The sequence below is a fragment of the Streptomyces griseoruber genome (genome assembly GCF_001514205.1).
Classification (GTDB): domain Bacteria; phylum Actinomycetota; class Actinomycetes; order Streptomycetales; family Streptomycetaceae; genus Streptomyces; species Streptomyces griseoruber.
This window is the reverse complement of sequence record NZ_KQ948763.1, coordinates 641563-661133: the sequence shown is the minus strand read 5'-3', so window position 1 is coordinate 661133 and position 19571 is coordinate 641563. Positions and strand designations below refer to the sequence as shown.

13 protein-coding genes are annotated in these 19571 nt (G+C 73.3%); 5 read left to right on the top strand and 8 right to left on the bottom strand.

Going from position 1 to position 19571, the window contains the following annotated elements; genetic code table 11:
- Positions 1 to 3: 3 nt before the first annotated feature.
- On the bottom strand, positions 4 to 1122 hold the full coding sequence (locus AQJ64_RS02770; RefSeq protein WP_055638322.1) for a glycerate kinase: 1119 nt from the start codon (positions 1120 to 1122) through the stop codon (positions 4 to 6).
- Positions 1123 to 1338: 216 nt separating this feature from the next.
- Here AQJ64_RS02770 and AQJ64_RS02765 point away from each other — a divergent pair, with 216 nt between their 5' ends.
- From AQJ64_RS02765 to AQJ64_RS02750, 4 genes are all read left to right on the top strand, one after another.
- Positions 1339 to 2418, top strand: a complete 1080-nt coding sequence (locus tag AQJ64_RS02765) for an ADP-ribosylglycohydrolase family protein (RefSeq protein WP_059202376.1) — start codon at positions 1339 to 1341, stop codon at positions 2416 to 2418.
- A gap of 135 nt (positions 2419 to 2553) precedes the next feature.
- Complete coding sequence (locus AQJ64_RS02760) at positions 2554 to 3054, top strand: NUDIX domain-containing protein (RefSeq protein ID WP_055638907.1); 501 nt, start codon at positions 2554 to 2556, stop codon at positions 3052 to 3054.
- A 255-nt stretch (positions 3055 to 3309) separates the two neighbouring features.
- Positions 3310 to 5088 carry an endo alpha-1,4 polygalactosaminidase gene (locus AQJ64_RS50480; RefSeq protein WP_079061425.1) on the top strand — a complete coding sequence of 593 codons (1779 nt, stop codon included), beginning with the start codon at positions 3310 to 3312 and terminating at the stop codon, positions 5086 to 5088.
- A 64-nt stretch (positions 5089 to 5152) separates the two neighbouring features.
- Positions 5153 to 5887, top strand: a complete 735-nt coding sequence (locus AQJ64_RS02750) for an SIR2 family NAD-dependent protein deacylase (protein WP_055638906.1) — start codon at positions 5153 to 5155, stop codon at positions 5885 to 5887.
- A gap of 5 nt (positions 5888 to 5892) precedes the next feature.
- On the opposite strand, the gene AQJ64_RS02745 is transcribed toward AQJ64_RS02750, so the two are convergent.
- Positions 5893 to 6345 (bottom strand): DUF6194 family protein, encoded by a 453-nt coding sequence (locus AQJ64_RS02745; protein ID WP_055638905.1) that lies wholly within the window; start codon positions 6343 to 6345, stop codon positions 5893 to 5895.
- 47 nt (positions 6346 to 6392) lie between these two features.
- Here AQJ64_RS02745 and AQJ64_RS02740 point away from each other — a divergent pair, with 47 nt between their 5' ends.
- The gene (locus tag AQJ64_RS02740) at positions 6393 to 7103 is read left to right on the top strand and encodes a MerR family transcriptional regulator (protein WP_055638908.1); all 711 of its coding nucleotides are present in this window, start codon (positions 6393 to 6395) and stop codon (positions 7101 to 7103) included.
- 4 nt (positions 7104 to 7107) lie between these two features.
- Here the strand turns inward: AQJ64_RS02740 and AQJ64_RS02735 are convergent, their stop codons facing one another.
- From AQJ64_RS02735 to AQJ64_RS02710, 6 genes are all read right to left on the bottom strand, one after another.
- The gene (locus tag AQJ64_RS02735) at positions 7108 to 7593 is read right to left on the bottom strand and encodes a methylated-DNA--[protein]-cysteine S-methyltransferase (protein ID WP_055638904.1); all 486 of its coding nucleotides are present in this window, start codon (positions 7591 to 7593) and stop codon (positions 7108 to 7110) included.
- 10 nt (positions 7594 to 7603) lie between these two features.
- Positions 7604 to 9097 (bottom strand): AlkA N-terminal domain-containing protein, encoded by a 1494-nt coding sequence (locus AQJ64_RS02730; protein ID WP_059202411.1) that lies wholly within the window; start codon positions 9095 to 9097, stop codon positions 7604 to 7606.
- 96 nt (positions 9098 to 9193) lie between these two features.
- Positions 9194 to 9682, bottom strand: a complete 489-nt coding sequence (locus AQJ64_RS02725) for a DUF7144 family membrane protein (protein WP_059202375.1) — start codon at positions 9680 to 9682, stop codon at positions 9194 to 9196.
- Between the two features lie 141 nt (positions 9683 to 9823).
- Positions 9824 to 11236, bottom strand: a complete 1413-nt coding sequence (gene lpdA / locus AQJ64_RS02720; protein WP_059202374.1) for a dihydrolipoyl dehydrogenase — start codon at positions 11234 to 11236, stop codon at positions 9824 to 9826.
- 93 nt (positions 11237 to 11329) lie between these two features.
- Positions 11330 to 15244: a glycoside hydrolase family 2 TIM barrel-domain containing protein gene (locus AQJ64_RS02715; protein ID WP_059202373.1), complete on the bottom strand. Its 3915-nt coding sequence runs from the start codon at positions 15242 to 15244 to the stop codon at positions 11330 to 11332.
- A 118-nt stretch (positions 15245 to 15362) separates the two neighbouring features.
- Complete coding sequence (locus AQJ64_RS02710; RefSeq protein WP_059202372.1) at positions 15363 to 19487, bottom strand: bifunctional nitrate reductase/sulfite reductase flavoprotein subunit alpha; 4125 nt, start codon at positions 19485 to 19487, stop codon at positions 15363 to 15365.
- Positions 19488 to 19571: the final 84 nt, after the last annotated feature.

Genomic DNA, 19571 nt, shown 5'->3' with positions numbered 1-19571 from the left:
GGCTCAGGTCAGGAAGTCGTGACCGATCCGCTCCGCGACCCGCTCCAGGATCGGGCCGGCGTCGGAGATGCAGGTCGCGACGTCCGGCTCGATCCCGGTCAGGGGGTAGGCCCGGCGGATCCCGGCCCGGCCGAGGGCCGCCGGGGGCAGGGCGAGGCGCCCGCAGACCGCGACGACCTCCTTGCCGGCGGCGCGGGCGGCGGCCGCGACCCCGGCCGGGGCCTTGCCGTGCAGGGTCTGCTCGTCCAGCGAGCCCTCGCCGGTGATCACCAGCTCCGCCCGCTCCAGGGCCGACGCGAAGCCCAGCACATCCAGCATCACCTCGATGCCGGCCCGGAACCGGGCACCCAGCAGCAGGGCGCCGTAGCCGATGCCGCCCGCGGCCCCGGCGCCCGGCGCGACCGCGTACTCCGCGGCCCGCGGACCCACGGCCGCCTCCAGCACCTTCGCGTAGTGCGCGAGCGCCTCGTCCAGCGCCGCCACGTCGTCCGGGGAGGCGCCCTTCTGCGGCCCGTACACCGCCGGGGCGCCCTTCGGGCCGGTCAGCGGGTTGTCGACGTCGCTGGCGAGGACCAGTTCCACGGAGGACAGCCGTGGGTCGAGGCCGGACAGGTCGGCGCGGTCCAGGTCCGCGAGTCCGCCGCCGCCCGGCGCCACCGGCTCGCCGTCCTCGTCCAGGAAGCGCGCCCCGAGCGCGGACAGCATGCCCGCGCCGCCGTCGGTGGTCGCACTGCCGCCGACCCCGAACACGATCGTCCGGACACCCGCGTCCAGTGCGGCCCGCAGCAGCTCTCCGGAGCCGTACGTCGAGGCCGTCAGCGGGGCGAAGACACCGGCCGGCAGCCGTTGCAGCCCGCTCGCCTCCGCCATCTCCACCACGGCGGTGTCGCCGCGCAGCGCGAACGCGGCGGTGACCTCGTGCCCGAGGGGACCGGCGACCCGTACCTCCCGGCGTTCGAACCCGGCCGCGACCGCCGCGTCGACCGTGCCGTCACCGCCGTCGGCGACCGGCAGGGCCTCCACCTCGACGTCCGGCACGGCCCGGCGCAGCCCGGCCGTCACCCGCTCGGCGACCTGTACGGCCGTCAGCGACCCCTTGAACTTGTCCGCGGCCACGAGCACCCGTCGTCGGGTGCCCTGCGTTGCAGCGTCCGCCACCGTTTCCATCCCCTTGCTCTCCGGGCCCCGCGCACGTCAGGGCCAGTCGCGCCGCAGCGACCTTAACCGGAGGACGCCCCCGCCGTCATGCGGTGCCCGCACCCTGGAACAGTCTGAGCGCCGCCTGTGGAGGCCGCCGAAAACCGCGCGAGGACGTCCGGAATCGGGTAAACCGGAGCCATGACCCCCGTGGGGACTGCCGGGACCACCGGGCCCGCCCTCGCCGACCGTGTGCTCGGCGGCTGGCTGGGCCGGATCGCCGGCAACATGCTCGGCAAACCGGTCGAACAGGGCGAGGTGTGGACCCGCGACCGCATCGACGGCTATCTGCGCCGCGCCGGCGCGCTCCCCCTCACTGACTATCTGCCCGAGCCCGCCACCGAGGAGGACCGCGGGCGGCTGCGGCCCGAGTGGCGCCGCTGCGTGCGCGGCCGGGTCCACGGCAGCTGCCGCGACGACGACGTCGACTACGCGATCCTCGGCCTCGACCTGCTGGAGACCCACGGCTTCGCCTTCACCACCGAGCAGCTCGGCGACCTGTGGCTGCTGCGGCTGCCGTACCTGCAGACGTTCACCGCGGAACGCGTCGCCTACCGCAACCTCGCGGGCGGCATCAGACCGCCGCTGACGGCGACGTACGACAATCCGTACCAGGAGTGGATCGGCGCCCTCATCCGCGCCGACGTCTACGGCTGGACCAGCCCCGGCGCCCCGCGGCGCGCCGCGGCCCTCGCCCGCCGGGACGCGGTGCTCTCGCACACCGGGAACGGGGTCTACGGCGCCATGTGGTCGGCGGCGCTGATCGCGGCGGCGTTCACCGCGCCCACGGTGCGCGGCGCGCTCGAGGAGGCGCTGGCCGTCATCCCGGCGAGCAGCCGTCTCGCCCGGACCGTACGCCGGGTCACCGCCCTCCACGACACGGGCCTGAGCTGGGCGGACACCCTCGCCACGATCGGCGGCGAGACGTCCGGCCTGGGCTGGATCCACACCGTCCCGAACGCCGCCGTCCTCACCGCGGGCCTGCTCTACGGCGACGGCGACTTCACCCGCACCATCGCCCTCACCGTCCGCGGCGGCCTGGACACCGACTCCAACGGCGCCACTGCGGGCTCGGTGGCCGGCGTCCTGACCGGGGCACGGGCGATCCCCGCCCACTGGACGGACCCGCTGGAGGACACCGTGCACAGTGCGGTGTTCGGCTTCGACGGGGTCCGTATCAGCGAGCTGGCGGAGCGGACGGTGCGGTTGGTGGAGACGTAGGGGACGGTGGAGGAACAGGGGCGTAGGGGGCGCGGGGGCGTGCGGGTGGGTGTGCGAGCGCACCGGGGCGCCTTGGGCGGGCGCGTGCGGTCGCGGGCGGCGGGAGGGGGCGACGGGGCTGGATACCCTGCTGGGATGACTGCCTCCAGCACCTCCGACTTCGCCGATTACATCGCCTCCCTGCCCCGCATCCTGGCCGGCGCCGCCGCTCTCTTCCGGGACGCGCGGGGGTGGGTGCTGCTCGTCGAGCCGAACTACCGGGACGGCTGGGCGTTGCCGGGCGGCACCGTGGAGTCCGACCGGAACGAGACCCCCCGGCAGGGCGCGCGCCGCGAGACGCTGGAGGAGATCGGCCTCGACCGTCCGCTCGGCCGGCTGCTCGCGGTGGACTGGTCGGTCGGACCGGGCAGGCCGCCGCTGGTGGCGTACCTCTACGACGGCGGGATCCTCGACGAGGACGACCTCAAGGCGATCCGGTTGCAGGAGGAGGAACTGCTGTCCTGGCGGCTGGTCCCGCGCGAGGAGATCACCGGCCATCTGCTGGGCGCCCTCGGCCACCGCGTCCTGGCGGCCCTGGACGCCCTGGCGGACGGCTCGGGACCGGTCGAGCTGGAGAACGGCCACCCGGCCGGCTGACCCGCGGACGCCGTCGGCTCGGCCGTGACCGCGCTCGACGCAGTCCCGGACGACGGGTTCGACGGGTTCGACGGCCGCGGGCAACCGGCGAACAAGCTCCGGGCAACAACGGGCGTCGACAGCGTGCGGGGCATGCGCCATGATCGGCCGACGGTGGCCGTGGACCCGGCGGGGGGGTGAGTGGCCGGACAGGGCCTAGTCTGTTGCCTCTTGAACAGCTTTTCGGAGCCCTGCACTTGGAAAAGGTGACGCGCGATGTCGCTGAGCCCCGGCGATCCGCAGTCCATGGGCGGCTACACCTTGGTCGGCCGGCTCGGCAGTGGTGGCATGGGCATCGTCTATCTGGGCCGTTCGGACTCCGGGCGGCAGGTGGCGGTCAAGGTCGTGCACCCGCCCTACGCGCAGGACGAGGAGTTCCGGACCCGCTTCCGGCAGGAGGTCACGGCGGCCCGCAGAGTCAGCGGGGCCTTCACCGCGCCGGTGGTGGACGCCGATCCGGACGCGGCGCAGCCGTGGATGGCGACGCTGTACGTCCCGGGCCGCACGCTGTCGGACATCGTGGCCGAGGACGGCCCGCTGCGCGGACGCGCGTTGCGGGTGCTCGCGCTGGGTCTCGTCGAGGCGCTGCGGGACATCCACCGGGCCGGTGTGGTGCACCGTGATCTGAAGCCGAGCAATGTCCTGATGGCCGAGGACGGCCCCCGTGTCATCGACTTCGGCATCTCGCACGCCGTGGACAACGAGGCGCTCACCATGACCGGCCGGCTGATCGGCACCCCGCCCTTCATGTCGCCGGAGCAGTTCACCGCGCCGCGCGAGGTCACCGGGGCCTCGGACGTCTTCTCGCTGGGGTCGCTGCTGGTCTACGCGGCCACCGGCAACCGCCCGTTCGACGGCAGCAGCCCGTACTTGACGGGCTATCGGGTGATGTACGAGGCGCCGGCCCTGGACGGAGTCGCCGAACCGCTCCGCGGCATCGCCGAACGCTGCCTGGACAAGGACCCGGCCGCCCGCCCCGGCCTAGACGAACTGCGCCGTACGCTGCGGACGTTGCCGGATTCCGAGGGGCCGACGGAGCCGGTGGAGCCGGTGGAGCCGGCCGCGCAAGGGGCCCGGGCCGGTCACGGGCGTCGAGGGCGGCGCGTCCTCGTCGGCCTCGCCGCGGCCCTGGCCGTCACCGGGCTGAGCATCGCGGCCGTGAAGGTCACGTCGCGTCCCCAGAGCAGCGCTTCCGCGTCGCACGCGCCCGGCGCGGGCACGTCCCCGTCCGGGTCCCCGTCCCCCTCGGCGTCCGCGTCCCCCTCGGCGTCCGCGTCCGCCGCCGCCGTGGTGCCGCCGCCGAAGCATGTGCGGTGGGACTACCAGATAGGCGGCGCGTACACCCCTCAGGCCGGGGTGAAGGTGGTGAGCCGCAGCCACGAGAGCGCCCCCGCGCCCGGTGTCTACAGCATCTGCAACATCAACGCCTTCCAGGCACAGCAGGGCGCGGAGGGCGACTGGGACGCCGATCTGCTGCTGCGCGACGCCGGCGGCGAGGTCGTCTACGACACGGACTGGGACGAGGCGGTCCTGGACATCCGCACCGACGCCAAGCGGCGCCGTATCGCCGCCGAGCTGAACACCTGGATCGACGGCTGCGCGGCCAGGGGATACCGGGCCGTGGAGCCCGACAACTACGACACCTTCACCCGCTTCCCGTCCTACCTCGAGGCCGGCCAGGCCGAGGCGCTCATGAAGCTGCTGGCGGCGCACGCGCACGCCGAGGGCCTGGCCGTCGCCCAGAAGAACACCGTCGAACTCGTGGCCGACCGGGCGGCCGTGGGCCTGGACTTCGCCGTGGTGGAGGAGTGCGCCGACTACGACGAGTGCGGCGCGTTCGCCGAGGCGTTCGACGACAACGTGCTCGTGGTCGAGTACACGGCGAAGGGGCTGTCGCAGGCGTGCTCCGGCTGGGGCGACACCCTCAGCGTCGTGCGCCGCGACGAGGAGGTCGTGCCCGAGGGCTCCGACGGCTACGTCCACCAGACCTGCTGACGCCCCGGCCCGCGCGCCGGATATCCGTTCGCCCCGAGCGGGCGGGAACCCTACCCTCGGGCCCATGAACAGGCCACTCGTCGCCATCCTCAGCGGTGCCGGCATCTCCACCGATTCCGGGATCCCCGACTACCGCGGTCCGAACGGGCTGTGGCGGCGGGACCCCGAGGCCGAGAAGCTCGTCACCTACGAATTCTACCTGCGGGACCCGGAGATCCGGCGGCGCTCCTGGCTGATGCGGCGGGAGACGGGCGCGCTGCGGGCCGAGCCGAACGCCGCGCACCTGGCCGTCGCCGAGCTGGAGAGGTCCGGGATCCCGGTGCGGGTGATCACCCAGAACGTGGACGGGCTCCACCAGCGCGCGGGCCTGCCCGACCGCAAGGTGCTGGAGCTGCACGGCACCGCGCACGGTGTGGTCTGCACGAAGTGTCACGCCCGCGGGGCGATGGCGGACGCCCTCGCCCGGGTGGACGCCGGCGAGGCGGACCCGCCCTGTCTGGAGTGCGGCGGGATCCTGAAGACGGCCACCGTCATGTTCGGCGAGCGGCTCGACCCGGTCGTCCTCGGCGACGCGCTCGCGATCAGCAAGGCCTGCACCGTGTTCATCGCCGTCGGCACCAGCCTCCAGGTCCAGCCCGCCGCAGGCCTCGCCGGTGTCGCCGCCGACCACGGCGCCCGCCTGGTCATCGTCAACGCCGAGCCGACCCCTTACGACGAGATCGCCGACGAGGTCGTCCGCGAGCCCATCGGAACGGCCCTGCCCCGGCTGCTGCGGGAGCTGGACGCGCGACCGGCCTGAGCGGCTCACCGCTCGCGGCGGGCGCGGGCGCGGGCGGTGGCGTGGGCGGCGCGCAGGAGCCGCAGGACCAACTCCGTGGTCCCCTCGGCGGGGTTGACCACCGAGATCCAGCCGAGCGCGCCGTACGCGGGGTGGGGCAGCACGGTGTCGGCGGCCGCGTGGTCACGGGGAAGGGTGAGGGCGCGCGGTTCCTCCCCGGTGAGGTCGAGGAACGTGGACCGGTCGACCTTGACGTTGACCCGCCAGCGGTCCGGCGGGGCGAGGTCGGAGGCGGTGTCGCCCGGGTAGTCCTTGGTGACGATCGTCCCGTACGGCTGGGTGCGCAGGGGCATCCGGCCGTCGGGGGCGTAGTAGAAGAACGCGTCTCCCCACGCGATCTCGGGAAGGCCGCCCCCCGGTGCGGGGACGACCACGAGCGCGCCGTCGAAGGAACGCACCGTCTCGATGATCTGCTCCATACTCATGGTTCGAGCATGACCTTCAAGTGCTGGTGTGGGGTTGGCGGGTGGAGGGGGTGGAGCCGTTGCGCACGGTCGATGTCGCCCGGGAGTCGGGGTACTCGGTGCAGCAGGTGCGGGATCTGGAGCGGCTGGGGGTGATTCCGCCGGCCGACCGGTCGGCCAACGGCTACCGCTCCTACACGCCGGTCCATGTGCACGCGGTGCGCGCCTACCGGGGACTCGCGGGGGCCGTCGGGCCCGTCGAGGCACGGGAGTTGCTCGCGCGGCTGCGGACGCTGCCGCTCCCGGAGGCGGCCTCGGCGATCAGCGCGGTGCACGTCCGGCTGGCCCGGGAACGCGAGGAGGTCCTGCGCGCCCAGGAGGCGCTGCGGGCGATCCGGCGGGAGGCGGGGAGCGGTGAGCCGGAGGCCGGGAGCGACGCGATGACGATCACCGAGCTGGCCGGGGCGCTGGGGGTGCGACCCTCCACTCTGCGGTTCTGGGAACAGGAGGGTCTGGTCACCCCCGAGCGGGTGACCTCGCTGCGGGCGCGCCGCTACGGTCTCCCGGCGGTGCGGGCGGCCCGGGTCGTCGCGGCGCTGCGCGGCGGCGGGTACGGGATTCCCGCCGTGCGCGAGATCATGGGCTCCCTCGACCGGCTCGACGGGCTGGAGGCCACCGGGCGCGTCCTGCGGGAGCGCCTCGACCGGATCGCCGACCGGACCGTGGCGCTGCTCCGGGCGGGCGCGGACCTGGCGGCGGTCTGCGGGACGTGAGGGGTCAGAACAACGCCGTGCCGCTCTCGAAGTCCAGCAGGCGCTGTTTGCGGTCCAGGCCGCCGCCGTATCCGGTGAGGCCGCCGTTCGCGCCGACAACGCGGTGGCAGGGGACGATGATCCCGATCGGGTTCCTGCCGTTGGCGAGGCCCACGGCCCGGGAGGCGCCCGGATTGCCGAGGAACTCGGCGAGTTCGCCGTAGGAGCGGGTCTCGCCGTACGGGATCCTGCGGAGCTGGTCCCACACCCTGCGCTGGAACGGGGTTCCCGCCATGCGCAGGGGGAGCGTGAACTCCTTGAGCCCGCCCTCGAAATAGGCCTCCAGCTGTTCCTCGGCCGCACCGAAGAGGGTGTCGTCGCGCGGGCCGAAGCTCTCCTGCGGTGGCCGGTGGCGCTGTCCGGTCATGTAGAGGCCGCACAGCACGCCGTCGTCGTCGGCGACGAGGGTGAGGGGGCCGTAGGGGCTGTCGGTGACGGTGTGCTTCTTCATCCGGGAGTCCTTACGCGGGAAGGAAGTTGATCGGGTGGCCGCCGGTCGCCCACAGGTACTGGACCGCGTAGGCCCGCCAGGGGCGCCAGGCCGCCGCGCGGGCCGTGAGGGCCGCCGGGGTGGACGGCAGGCCCGACTCCTGGGCGGCACGCCGGATTCCGAGGTCGGTGGGGAGGAAGGCGTCGGGGTCGCCGAGGGCGCGCATGGCGATGACGTCGACGGTCCAGGGGCCGAAGCCGGGGAGGGCGAGGAGCTGGGCGCGGGTGGCGGGCCAGTCGCTCTCGGGGCCCAGATGGAGGGTTCCGTCGGCCAGATGGCGGACGAGGGTGGTGAAGGTGGTGCGGCGGGTGCGGGGCATCGCCAGGGACTCGGGGTCGACGGCGGCCAGGGCCCCGGGGGACGGGAAGAGATGGGTGAGGCCGCCTTCCGGGTCGTCGACCGGGTCTCCGTACGCGGTGACGAGTCGGGCCGCGTGGGTGCGGGCGGCCGCGGTGGACACCTGCTGGCCCAGCACGGCGCGTACGGCGAACTCGGCCTCGTCGACCGTGCGCGGTACCCGGCGGCCGGGCGCCTTGTCGACCAGGGGGGCGAGCAGCGGGTCCGTGCGCAGCTGGTCGTCGACGGCGACCGGGTCGGCGTCGAGGTCGAGCATGCGCCGGCAGCGGCTGGTGGCGACGGTGAGATCGCGCAGGTCGGTGAGGGTGAGCCGGCAGCCGATGTGGTCGGGGTGCGGGGTGAGCGCGACGATTCCGTGGCCGTACGGGAGCCGCAGGGTGCGCCGGAAGGCGCCGTCCCGCCACTCCTCCACGCCGGGGACACCGGTCGCGGCGAGGTGTCCGAAGAGGTTGTCGGGGTTGAGCGGGGCCCGGAACGGCAGCCGGAGCTGGAGGGTGCCGCCGGTGGACGGGGCCGCGGGGCCGGGGGCCGGGGGCTGGTCCTTCTTCGGGGTGCGGGCGCGCAGTTCGCTCGGGGACAGCGCGAACACCTCGCGCACGGTGTCGTTGAAGGTGCGCACGGAGGCGAAGCCGGCGGCGAACGCCACGTCCGCCATGGGCAGTGCGGTCGTCTCGACGAGGAGGCGGGCCGTCTGGGCGCGCTGGGCCCGGGCCAGCGCCAGGGGGCCCGCGCCGAGTTCGGCGAGGAGCTGGCGTTCCACCTGGCGGGTGCTGTAGCCGAGGCGGGCGGCGAGTCCGGGCACGCCGTCCCGGTCGACGACCCCGTCGGCGATCAGCCGCATGGCGCGGGCGACCAGGTCGGCCCGCCGGTTCCACTCCGGGGAGCCCGGGCTGGTGTCCGGCCGGCAGCGCTTGCAGGCACGGAAGCCGGCCTGCTGGCAGGCGGCGGCGCTGGGGTGGAAGACCATATTCTGCGGCTTGGGCGGTACGGCGGGGCAGCTCGGCCGGCAGTAGATCCCGGTGGTGAGGACCGCGGTGAAGAACCATCCGTCGAACCGCGCGTCCTTCGACTGCACGGCGCGCACACAGCGCTCGCGGTCGGTGTGCATCGCGTTCTGCATGCGTCCAGCATCGACCACCGGCCGCCCCGTCGCTGGCGAGAATCCGACAGGGACATCGCCTGTCCCGGGCCGTCGCGGCGGGTCTCAGGGCGCGCCCGGTCCCGTCCGCTCCGGGAGCATGGCCAGGGACCAGATCACGAAGACGTCGATCGCCATCACGGTGACCGACCACGGCGGTCCGTACGGCAGGAACAGCCACTGGGCGACCAGGCTGAGCGCGGCCAGGAGGATGCCGGCGAAGCGGGCCCAGGCCGCGCCCCGCAGGAGGGCCGTGCCGGTCGCGGCGGCGAGGACGCCGAGCGTGAGGTGGATCGCGCCCCAGCCGGTGAGGCTGAGCTCGTAGACGTAGGAGCCGACACTGGCGTAGACGTCGTCGTCGGCGAGGGCGGTCACGGCCTGGACGACGGCCAGGAGGCCGCCGCAGAGCAGCAGGACGCCGGCGAAGACGGTCCCGCCGGAGGCGAAGCTGTCGCGCGCGGTCGCCGTGGACCGGCGCGGGCCGCCGGGCGGGGCCGACCAGGCGGTGCCTATCTCGCCCTGGGTGGGGCCGTGGGGAGAGGGGTGGGAGGTCATGGGGGGCGTCCCTTCCGGTGCTGCGCCGCGGGGGCCGTCGCTCGGGTCCTGCGGCTGTGCCAGGACATCCCGGGTGCCGGGGGGCGGCGAGCGCGGCGAGGCCGTTCGGGTGAGCGACCCGTCCGGCCCCGCCGCCCGGGCTCACATGTTGATCATGTGCCCGGCGAGTCCGTGGACGGCTTCCTTGACGGCTTCGCCCAGGGTGGGGTGGGCGTGGACGTTGCGGGCGACCTCGTGGACGGTGAGGTCCCACTGCTGGGCGAGGGTGAGTTCGGGCAGGAGTTCGGTGACGTCGGGGCCGATGAGGTGGCCGCCGATCAGCTCGCCGTACTTCGCGTCGGAGATGAGTTTGACGAAGCCGGTGGTGTCGCCGAGGCCGTGGGACTTGCCGTTGGCGGTGAAGGGGAACTTCGCGACCTTGACGTCGTAGCCGAGCTCGCGGGCCTGGGCCTCGGTGTAGCCGAAGCTGGCGATCTGCGGCTGGCAGTAGGTGGCCCGCGGGATCATCGCGTAGTCGAGTTCCATGGTCTCGGCGCCGGCGAGGGTCTCGGCGGCGATCACGCCCATGGCCTCGGCGGTGTGGGCGAGCATCAGCTTGGCGGTGACGTCGCCGATGGCGTAGAGGTGCGGGACGGAGGTGCGGCAGCGGCCGTCCACCTCGATCGCGCCGCGCTCGGTGACGGTGACGCCGGTGTTCTCCAGGCCGAAGCCGGTGACGTTCGGGGCGAAGCCGATGGCCTGGAGGACCTTGTCGGCCTCCAGGACCCGCGGGGCGCCGTCCTTGCCGGTGACGGTGACGCGGACCTGCGGCCCGGACTCGTCGATGGCGTCGACGCGGGTGGAGGTGAGGACGTCGATGCCCAGCTTGCGGTACTGGCGGGCGAGTTCGGCGGAGACCTCGGCGTCCTCCAGGGGCGCGACGCGGTCCAGGAACTCGACGACGGTGACCTTCACGCCGTAGTTGTTCAGGACGTAGGCGAACTCGATGCCGATGGCACCGGCGCCCGCGATGATCACGGACTGCGGGAGCTCCTCGGCGAGGATCTGCTCCTCGTAGGTGACGACGCGGGAGGTGCGGCGGGTGCCGGGGAGCAGCTTGGGGGTGGCGCCGGTGGCGATGATGCAGTGGTCGAAGCCGATCGTGCGGGTCTCGCCGTCGTAGCCGGTGACCTGGAGGGTGTGCGGGTCGAGGAAGGTGCCACGGCCGTCGTACTCGGTGATCTTGTTCTTCTTCATCAGGTAGTGGACGCCCTTGACGCGGCCGTCGGCGACCTTGCGGCTGCGGCGGTAGGCCTCGCCGTAGTCGAAGGACACCGTGCCGTCGACCTTGATGCCGAAGGTCTTCGCCTCGTGGGTGAAGATGTGGGCGAGCTCGGCGTTGCGCAGGAGGGCCTTGGTGGGGATGCAGCCCACGTTCAGGCAGACCCCGCCCCAGTACTTCTCCTCGACGACGGCGACGCGCTTGCCCAACTGGGCGGCACGGACCGCGGCCACATAGCCGCCCGGGCCGGCGCCCAGTACGACAACGTCGAATCGCTCGTCCTGCTCGGTCATGAGAGGTTCCTGTTCCCTGGGTACCGTTTCGTGTTCCGTGGGGAAACGGTACCCAGGGCGGGGCCGCGGACGAGCCACGGGGAGGGCGGCTCGCTACTGCGTGGCCGTCGGCCGGCGCGAGGCCCGCGTCGCCCGGGCGAGGTCGGTCAGGGGGCGCAGCCGGTAGGTGTGGGCGTAGTCGCGGTCGGCGAAGAGCTTGTACTCGTCGTGGGTGTGGGCGCCCCAGCTGTTGTCGCCGCCGATGCCCATCTGGCGGTGGTTCACCCGCAGGACGACCTCCCCCCGCGGGGTGAGCTGGTAGTCGTGGCGGGCGCCGACGGAGAGGTCCTCGGGGGTGAAGTGCGAGGCGTTGAACTCCAGCAGCGGCTCGCCGCTGACGAGCAGTCCCGTGCCGTCGCGGCCGGTGAGGGCGACCCAGCGGACGTCGGTCCTGTTGCCGTTCTCCTGCGGGCGCAGATAGGGGGTCCACTGGCCGGTGACGGTGCCGGAGTGGAGGCCGACGTCGGTGGCGTCGTTGCGGTCCCAGTGGTTCTCCTCGGGGCCGCGACCGTAGTAGTGCAGGTGTTCGAGCCGGGCGGGCAGGAACAGCAGCGTGCCCACCTCGGGGAGGTAGGGCAGGGTGGAGGCGCCCGGGTGGAGGGTGTGGTCGACCTTGATCTCACCGTTGCCGAAGACGGTGTAGGTGGTGGTGTACGCCGACTCGGTGGTCGTGGGCAGGGTGCCGGTGACCTTGATCTCGACGGCCCGGTCGCGCAGGGCCCGTACGGCGGTCCCGGTGACCCTGCGGCGGGCGCCGGCGTCGCGCCAGGTCTGGTTGCGGGTGTGCTGGCCGTTGCCGCGGTCGTTGTCGGTGGGGGCGCGCCAGAAGTTGGGGGCGGGCCCGGAGACGATCAGGGGGGAGCCGCCGAAGCGGTAGGAGGTGATGACGCCGGTCCGCTTGTCGACGGTGACGGAGAAGTCCTTGCCGGTGACGGTGACGGACGTGGCGCCGTCCTCGTGGGTGAGGGCGGGGACGCCGGCCAGGGGCACGGGGGTGACGGCGGGGCCGCCGGCGTCGACCGGGATCTGCTGCCGGGCCACTTCGAAGCCGGCCTCGGCCCACCGGGTGGCCTCGCGGGTGGTGAAGGACAGGTTCAGGAAGTACTCCGTCCCGGGCGCGGGGTCGCGCGGCGGGGCGAAGGGCACGGTGATGTCCTTGGCGGACAGCGGGGCCAGCTTCAGCCGGTCGCGGCTCAGTCGGCCGCGCTGCACCGCCACGCCGTCGGCGAGCAGCTCCCAGTGGCCGTCGAAGTCGCGGAGGTCGGTGAAGAGGTACTCGTTGGTGAGGGTGACGGGGTCGCCGGGGGCCAGCCGGTCGCCGGTCGCGGGGCGGGCGTGGACGGCCTGGTAGACGCGTTTGACCTGGGCGGACTTTCCGGTGAGGCCGCGGTCGGCCAGCACGATGCCGTCCCCGGAGAACGCGCCGTCGTTGGGGTTGTCGCCCCAGTCGCCGCCGTAGGCCATGAAGGTCTTCTCGCGGGGCCGCTTCTCGGTGACCTCTACCGTGGCGGCGTCGAACCAGAACCGTACGCCGTCGTCGCCGGGTCCGCGGTCGTCGGAGGCGAGTTCGGCGGCGGTCAGCGCACGGGCGTGCACGCGGGCGGCGCGGATCGTGCCGCTGAACTCCCGGGTCGCGTTGTCGACGTCGGTGCCCAGGGACAGGGGCGCGGTGTTGACGGCGGGGCGCACGGTGGTGGTGCGGGTGGCCCGGACCGACCCGTCGACATGGAGGGTGAGGGTGCCGGCGTCGGCGTCGTAGACGCCCGCGACATGGTGTTCGCGGCCGGTCCAGTCGTCGGGGACCGCCCAGCTCGCGCTGATCCACTGGCCGCTGCCGTGGATGAAGAACTCCAGGGTGCGGCCCGACTGCTTGAGGGAGTAGTGGGTGTCGCCCTTGACCAGGATCGGCTGGTGGTAGCCGGTCACGTGCGGGGTGACCCAGGCCTCCAGGGTGAGGGAGCCGGTGAGGTCCAGACCCGGGTCGCGGGCGAAGACCGTGGCGCCGAAGACGCCCTTGTCGCGGCTGAAGCCTCCGCTGGGGTTGACGATCTCGCCGGTCAGCGCGGCGGGCCCGGACTCGGTGAACAGGGTGCGGACGGGGGTGGGCCAGCTCAGGGCCTGGTCGGCGAAGTCCCAGATCCAGCCGCCCTGGAGGACGTCGTGGCCGCGGATCAGGTCCCAGTACTTGGTGAGGTTGCCGGTGGAGTTCCCCATCGAGTGGGCGTACTCGATCATCACGTACGGCCGGGTGTCGGCGGTGTCCTTCGCCCGGGCCTCGACGCGGGCGGGGGTGTCGTACATCTCGGAGCGGATGTCGCTGATGCCGGGGCGGTCGTCGCCCTCGTACTGGATGACTCGGGTGGTGTCGTAGGAGCGGATCCAGTCGTGCATGGCGGTGAAGGTGCTGCCGCCGCCGGCCTCGTTGCCCAGGGACCAGATGACGACCGAGGCGTGGTTCTTGTCGCGGTGGACCATGTTCTGGGCGCGGGCCACACAGGCCGCGGTCCATTCGGGGTGGTCGCCGGGGTACTGGCCGCGGATGCCGTGGGTCTCGAGGTTGGTCTCGTCGACGAGGTAGAGGCCGTACTCGTCGGCGAGTTCCAGCCACAGCGGGTTGTTGGGGTAGTGGGAGGTGCGGACGGTGTTGATGTTGAGGCGTTTGATCAGCCTGATGTCCTCGACGAGGTCCGCGCGGGTGAGGGCGGAGCCGTGCACCGGGTGCATCTCGTGCCGGTTGGTGCCGCGCAGGGAGACGGGCCTGCCGTTGATGCGCATCAGCCCGTCCTTCAGGACGAACTCGCGCAGGCCGACGCGGTGGGAGAGGGTCTCCGTCACCCGGCCGGCCGGGTCGCGCAGCCGGAGCACGGCGGTGTAGAGGTACGGGTGCTCGGCCGACCACAGGCGCGGCGCGGGCACGGCCTTCTCGGCCTGTACGGTCCGCTCCTCGCCGGCGCCGAGGTCGACGGCCTGCCGCAGCGGCCGGGACCACACCGGGTGCCCGGCGGCGTCGTAGAGCTGGGTCTCGACGGCGTACCGGCCGGCGCCCCGGCCGCCGTAGTCGCGCACGCTCGCGGTGACCGCCAGCGCGGCCGTCGTGTGCCCGTCGCCGAGCGGGGTGTCGAGGCGGAAGTCGCGCAGGTGCACGGCGGGGGTGGAGTAGAGGTACACCGAGCGGAAGATGCCGCTCAGCCGGATCATGTCCTGGTCCTCCAGCCAGTCGCCGTCGGAGTAGCGGTAGACCTCCACGGCGATCTGGTTGGTGCCGGGTCTCAGGTACGGGGTGATGTCGTACTCGGCGGGGGTGTAGGAGTCCTCGTGGTAGCCGGCCAGTTGGCCGTTGATCCAGACGTAGTGGGCGGACTTGACGCCCTCGAAGTGGAGGAAGGTGCGCCGTCCCGCCCAGCCGCGCGGGACGGTGAAGGTGCGGCGGTACTGGCCGACGGGGTTGTGGCGGGTGGGGGCGGCGGGGGGCTGCGCGTCCTCGCCGAGGCCGTTGGGGCCCCACCAGGGGTAGGTGATGTTGACGTAGACGGGGCGGTCGTATCCGTGCAGCTGCCAGGCGGAGGGGACCGGAAGGGTCGCCCAGCCGCTGTCGTCGAGGTCGGTGCGGTGGAAGTCGGGGTCGCGGTCGTCGGGCCGGTCGGCGTGGGCGAACTTCCAGGTGCCGTCGAGGCTCAGCCGGTAGGGGGAGCGGGTGCGGTCGGCGGCGAGGGCCTGGGCGAGGTCGGCGTACGGCATGAGGGTGGTGTGCGGGGCCTCGGTGCCGAGCCGGAAGACGTCGATGCGGCCGTTCCACTCGGGGTTGTCCACGACGGCGCCCGCGGCGGCGGCGCGGTGGGTGCCGGCCGGGGCCGACAGGGCGAGGGCGCCGAGGACGGCGGCCGATCCCTCGAGCAGACGGCGACGGCTGACGGCCACCCGCTCGGGGCGGTCCGGCCGGTCCATGGGCGACGCGTGCGGGTGCGACATGACCACGACCTTCCTCTGGGGGACCCGTGCGGCTGCACGGACGGAGGGTGCGTCAGATCTTGTCGGATAGTGTTGATAAACCGAACAGGGGCGCGCCGTTCTGGCCGGATTTCACCGCTCAGTACACGTCCCGCACGTACCGCTTGTCCGAGGCGAGCTGCTTGACATACGCCGCGGCCTCCGCCTCGCCCAGTCCGCCGTGCACGACGGCGATGTCGCGCAGCGCCTGGTCGACGTCCTTGGCCATCCGGGAGGCGTCGCCGCAGACGTAGAAGTGGGCGCCGTCCTGGAGCCAGGACCACAGGTGGGAGCCGTGCTCACGCATCCGGTCCTGCACGTACACCTTGGCGCGCTGGTCGCGGGAGAAGGCGGTGTCGAGGCGGGCGAGGCCGCCGTCGGCGAGCAGGGCGGTGAGCTCCTCCTCGTAGTAGAAGTCGGTGGACCGGCGCTGTTCACCGAAGAACAGCCAGTTGGGGGCCCGGTGGCCACGGGCCCGGCGCTCCTGGAGGAAGCCCACGAAGGGCGCCACTCCGGTGCCGGGGCCGACCATCACCATCGGGGTGTTCGGGTCGGCCGGCGGGCGGAAGTGCGGGGAGCGCTGGACATGCACCGGGACCTCGGTGTCCGGGGCGGCGTCGGCGAGGAACGGCGAGCAGACGCCCTGGCGGGGACGGCCGGCGAGGTTCTCGTAACGCACCACGGAGACGGTCAGCGAGACCAGGTGGGGGTCGGTCAGCGGGCTGCTGGAGATCGAGTACAGGCGTGGCTGGAGGCGGCCCAGCGCCTCGGACCACTCCTGGGCACCGGCCCGGATCCCGAACTCGGCGGCCACGTCGACGGCCTGCCGGCCCCAGGACCACTTCGCCAGCTCCCCCTTGTTGTCCGGCCGCAGCAGCTTGCGCAGCTCGCGCGGGTCGCGGGCGCGATCGGCGGTGAAACGCAGCAGGGAGGGGGTGATCCGGGTGATGTCGAGGTGCCGCAGCAGGGCCTCCCCGAGGGCGACCTCACCGGCACCGGCCACCTGTACGGCCGCCTCCGCGTCCAGACCGGTGACGGCCAGCCACTCCTCGACCAGCGCCGGGGAGTTGAGGGGCCGTACGCCGAGGGCGTCGCCCGCCTCGTACACCAGGGGGGTCTCGCCGCCGCGGGTGTCGAAGGTGAAGCGGCGGACCTCCTTGCCGGAACCGGGCCCGCTGAGTAGCCGGTTCCCGGCGAGGCGGGCGGTGACGGGGGTGGGGCGCTTCGCGCGGGGCGGGGCGGGCGCCGGGGCCGGGACCGGTGCGCGGACGGGTGCCGGGACGGCGGGGGCGGCCACGGAGGAGGCCGCGCCCCCGTGCTCGGTGGCCTCCTTCAGTGCCGTGAGTACCTGGTCCAGCCAGACCTCGGCCTGCGGCTCGTAGTCGGGTTCGCAGTCGGTGCGCGGGGCGAGCCGTACCGCGCCCAGTTCGTCCATACGGCGGTCGAGGCGCCTCCCGTGCCCGCAGAAGTCGTCGTAGGCGGAGTCCCCGAAGGCCAGGACGGCGTAGCGGCGCCCCTCCAGGCGGCCGGTGTCCAGCGCGTCGAGGCCGTCCCAGAAGCCGGCGCCGTTGTCGGGGGCGTCGCCGTCGCCGAAGGTGCTGGTGATCAGCAGCAGGTCGGCGCCCGCGGGCAGGGCGGCCGGGTCGGCCTCGTCCATGGCGACGAGGGAGGGGGCGTGGCCGCCCGCGGTGAGGCGCTCGGCGGTGGTGGCGGCGAACTCCTCGGCGTTGCCGGTCTGCGAGGCCCACAGGATCACCACCTGGCGCCCGGGGCGCTCCTCGGGCAGCGGTGCGGTCGCGGCGCGGGAGTACATGCCGGCGAGGGTGCCGTTGACCCACAGGGCGTGGTCCGGGCTGAACGGGGCGTCCGGCGGCAGGACGGGCACGCCGGGGGCGCCGGCCGGGATGCCCGCGAGGAAGCCGACCAGGTACCGGCGTTCGTCTTCGGTGAGGACCGGCGGCGGGGTGGGCTCCAGGCCGAAGACGGAAGCGGCGTCGGAGGCGGGCCGTACCGCGGTGGGGACGAGCACCGGCGCCGGCGCGCTCAGCGGGGCGGACACGCTCACCGGGGTCGACACCTTCGTCAGGGACACCGCGCACACCTTCAGCTCCGGCTGGAAGGAGAGCGGGTCGACGGCGTCGCTGGTCACGGCGTTGACGCTGAGGTACTCGCCGAACAGGTCGTTCCAGTGGAACGGCGCGAAGCAGGACCCGGGCAGCACCCGGTCGGTGACGACGGCGGGCAGCACGGCCCGGCCGCGCCGCGAGGCGACCTCGACGGAGTCGCCGTCGGCGAGGCCGAGCGCGGCCGCGTCCTCGGGGTGCACCTCGACGAACGGGCCGGGGTCGAGTCTGTTGAGCTTGGCGACCCTGGCGGTCTTGGTGAGGGTGTGCCACTGGTGCTGGAGGCGGCCGGTGTTCAGGACGAACGGGTAGTCGTCGTCCGGCATCTCGGCCGGGTCGAGATGCGGGCGGGCGTGGAAGACGGCGCGGCCGGAGGGGGTGGCGAAGGTGAGGGTGCCGTCGGGGTTCACGTACCGGACGGGATTGCGGGCGGGGCCGTCGGGGGTGGCGGCGGGCCACTGGACCGGGGTCTCGCGGAGCCGGTCGTAGGTCACGCCCCGCAGGTCGTAGCCGGTCTGCGGGTTGTGGAAGCGCTTGATCTCCTCGAAGATCTCCTCCGCGCTCGTGTACGAGAAGCCGTCCTCGTGGCCCATCGCGCGGGCGACGTCGGCGATCAGGCGCCAGTCGGCGGTGGCCTCGCCGGGCGGGTCGGCGGCGGGGCGGGCGAGGGTGAGGTTGCGCTCGCTGTTGATGAGGACGCCCTCGGCCTCGGTCCACAGCGCGGCGGGCAGCACGACGTCGGCGTACGCGTTGGTCTCGGTGTCGGCGAAGACGTCCTGGGCGACGACGAACTCGGCGGCCTCCAGTCCCTCGATGACGGTCCTGCGGTTGGCGACGGAGGCGACCGGGTTGGTGCAGATGATCCAGCAGGCCTTGATCTCGCCGTCGGCCATCTTCCGGAACAGCTCGATCGTGCCCTTGCCGACGCCGTCGGCGCGGATCGTGCCGGGCGCGAGGCCCCACACCTCCTCGGTGAAGGCGCGGTCGGCGTCGACGAGGACGGAACGCTGGCCGGGCAGCCCCGGTCCCATGTAGCCCATCTCGCGGCCGCCCATGGCGTTGGGCTGGCCGGTGAGGGAGAACGGGCCGCTGCCGGGGCGGCAGATCTTCCCGGTGGCGAGGTGCAGGTTGATAAGGGCGTTGGTGTTCCAGGTGCCGTGCGTGGACTGGTTGAGGCCCATGGTCCAGCAACTGGTCCACTCCCCCGCCTCGCCGATCAGCCGGGCCGCCTCGCGCAGGTCGGCCTCGGGGATGCCGGTGAGCCGCGCGACGGTGGCGGGCGGGTAGTCGGCGAGGAACTCCTCCATCGCCTCCCAGCCCTCGGTGTACGCGGCGGTGAACTCGGGGTCGGTGTGGCCGTTGTCGTTCAGCAGGTGCAGCAGTCCGTTGAGGAGGGCGAGGTCGGTACCCGGCCTGACCTGGAGGAACAGGTCGGCCTTGGCGGCGGTGGCGGTGCGCCGGGGGTCGACGACGATCAGTTTCGCGCCCGCCTTGACCCGGTCCATCATGCGCAGGAAGAGGATGGGGTGGCAGTCGGCCATGTTGGAGCCGATGACGAGGAACACGTCCGCCCGGTCGAGGTCCTCGTACGAACCGGGCGGGCCGTCGGCGCCGAGGGACAGCTTGTAGCCGGTGCCGGCGCTCGCCATGCACAGCCGGGAGTTCGACTCGATGTTGTTGGTGCGCAGATAGCCCTTGGTGAGCTTGTTCGCGAGGTACTGGGCCTCCAGGCTCATCTGGCCGGAGACATAGAGGGCGACCGCGTCGGGGCCGTGCTCGTCGACGATTCCCCGCAGCCGGCGCGCGGTCTCGGCGACGGCCGCCGCCACGGGGGCGGGCTCGGCCTCCTCGCCCCGGTCGGCGCGGACCAGGGCGGTGGTGAGACGGCCGGGGGCGGCGAGCAGGTCGGCGGTGGTGGCGCCCTTGGTGCAGAGCCGGCCGGCGTTCGCCGGGTGCTCCTTGTCGCCGGACGCCTTCAGGATCGTACGGCGTCCGTCGGGGCCGCGGCCGATGTCGAGGACCATGCCGCAGCCGACACCGCAGTACGAGCAGACCGTGCGCACCTTCGTCGCGCTGTCGGTCCGCGGGTCCGGCACGGCCACGGGCGCCCCTTTCGTTCTGCCGCGTTCTGGTGAACGGCCCTGGTGGGGGCCTTGTCGACGGTACGAAGTGTGCATTACGCAGGT

Bases quoted from the DNA above. Each gene is read 5' to 3' on its own strand.
- AQJ64_RS02750 (WP_055638906.1), top strand. From the start codon at position 5,153: ATGAACAGGCCACTCGTCGCCATCCTCAGCGGTGCCGGCATCTCCACC.
- AQJ64_RS02725 (WP_059202375.1), bottom strand. From the start codon at position 9,682: ATGACCTCCCACCCCTCTCCCCACGGCCCCACCCAGGGCGAGATAGGC.
- AQJ64_RS02735 (WP_055638904.1), bottom strand. From the start codon at position 7,593: ATGAAGAAGCACACCGTCACCGACAGCCCCTACGGCCCCCTCACCCTC.
- AQJ64_RS02730 (WP_059202411.1), bottom strand. From the start codon at position 9,097: ATGCACACCGACCGCGAGCGCTGTGTGCGCGCCGTGCAGTCGAAGGAC.
- lpdA (WP_059202374.1), bottom strand. From the start codon at position 11,236: ATGACCGAGCAGGACGAGCGATTCGACGTTGTCGTACTGGGCGCCGGC.
- AQJ64_RS02765 (WP_059202376.1), top strand. From the start codon at position 1,339: ATGACCCCCGTGGGGACTGCCGGGACCACCGGGCCCGCCCTCGCCGAC.
- AQJ64_RS02745 (WP_055638905.1), bottom strand. From the start codon at position 6,345: ATGGAGCAGATCATCGAGACGGTGCGTTCCTTCGACGGCGCGCTCGTG.
- AQJ64_RS02760 (WP_055638907.1), top strand. From the start codon at position 2,554: ATGACTGCCTCCAGCACCTCCGACTTCGCCGATTACATCGCCTCCCTG.
- AQJ64_RS50480 (WP_079061425.1), top strand. From the start codon at position 3,310: ATGTCGCTGAGCCCCGGCGATCCGCAGTCCATGGGCGGCTACACCTTG.
- AQJ64_RS02715 (WP_059202373.1), bottom strand. From the start codon at position 15,244: ATGTCGCACCCGCACGCGTCGCCCATGGACCGGCCGGACCGCCCCGAG.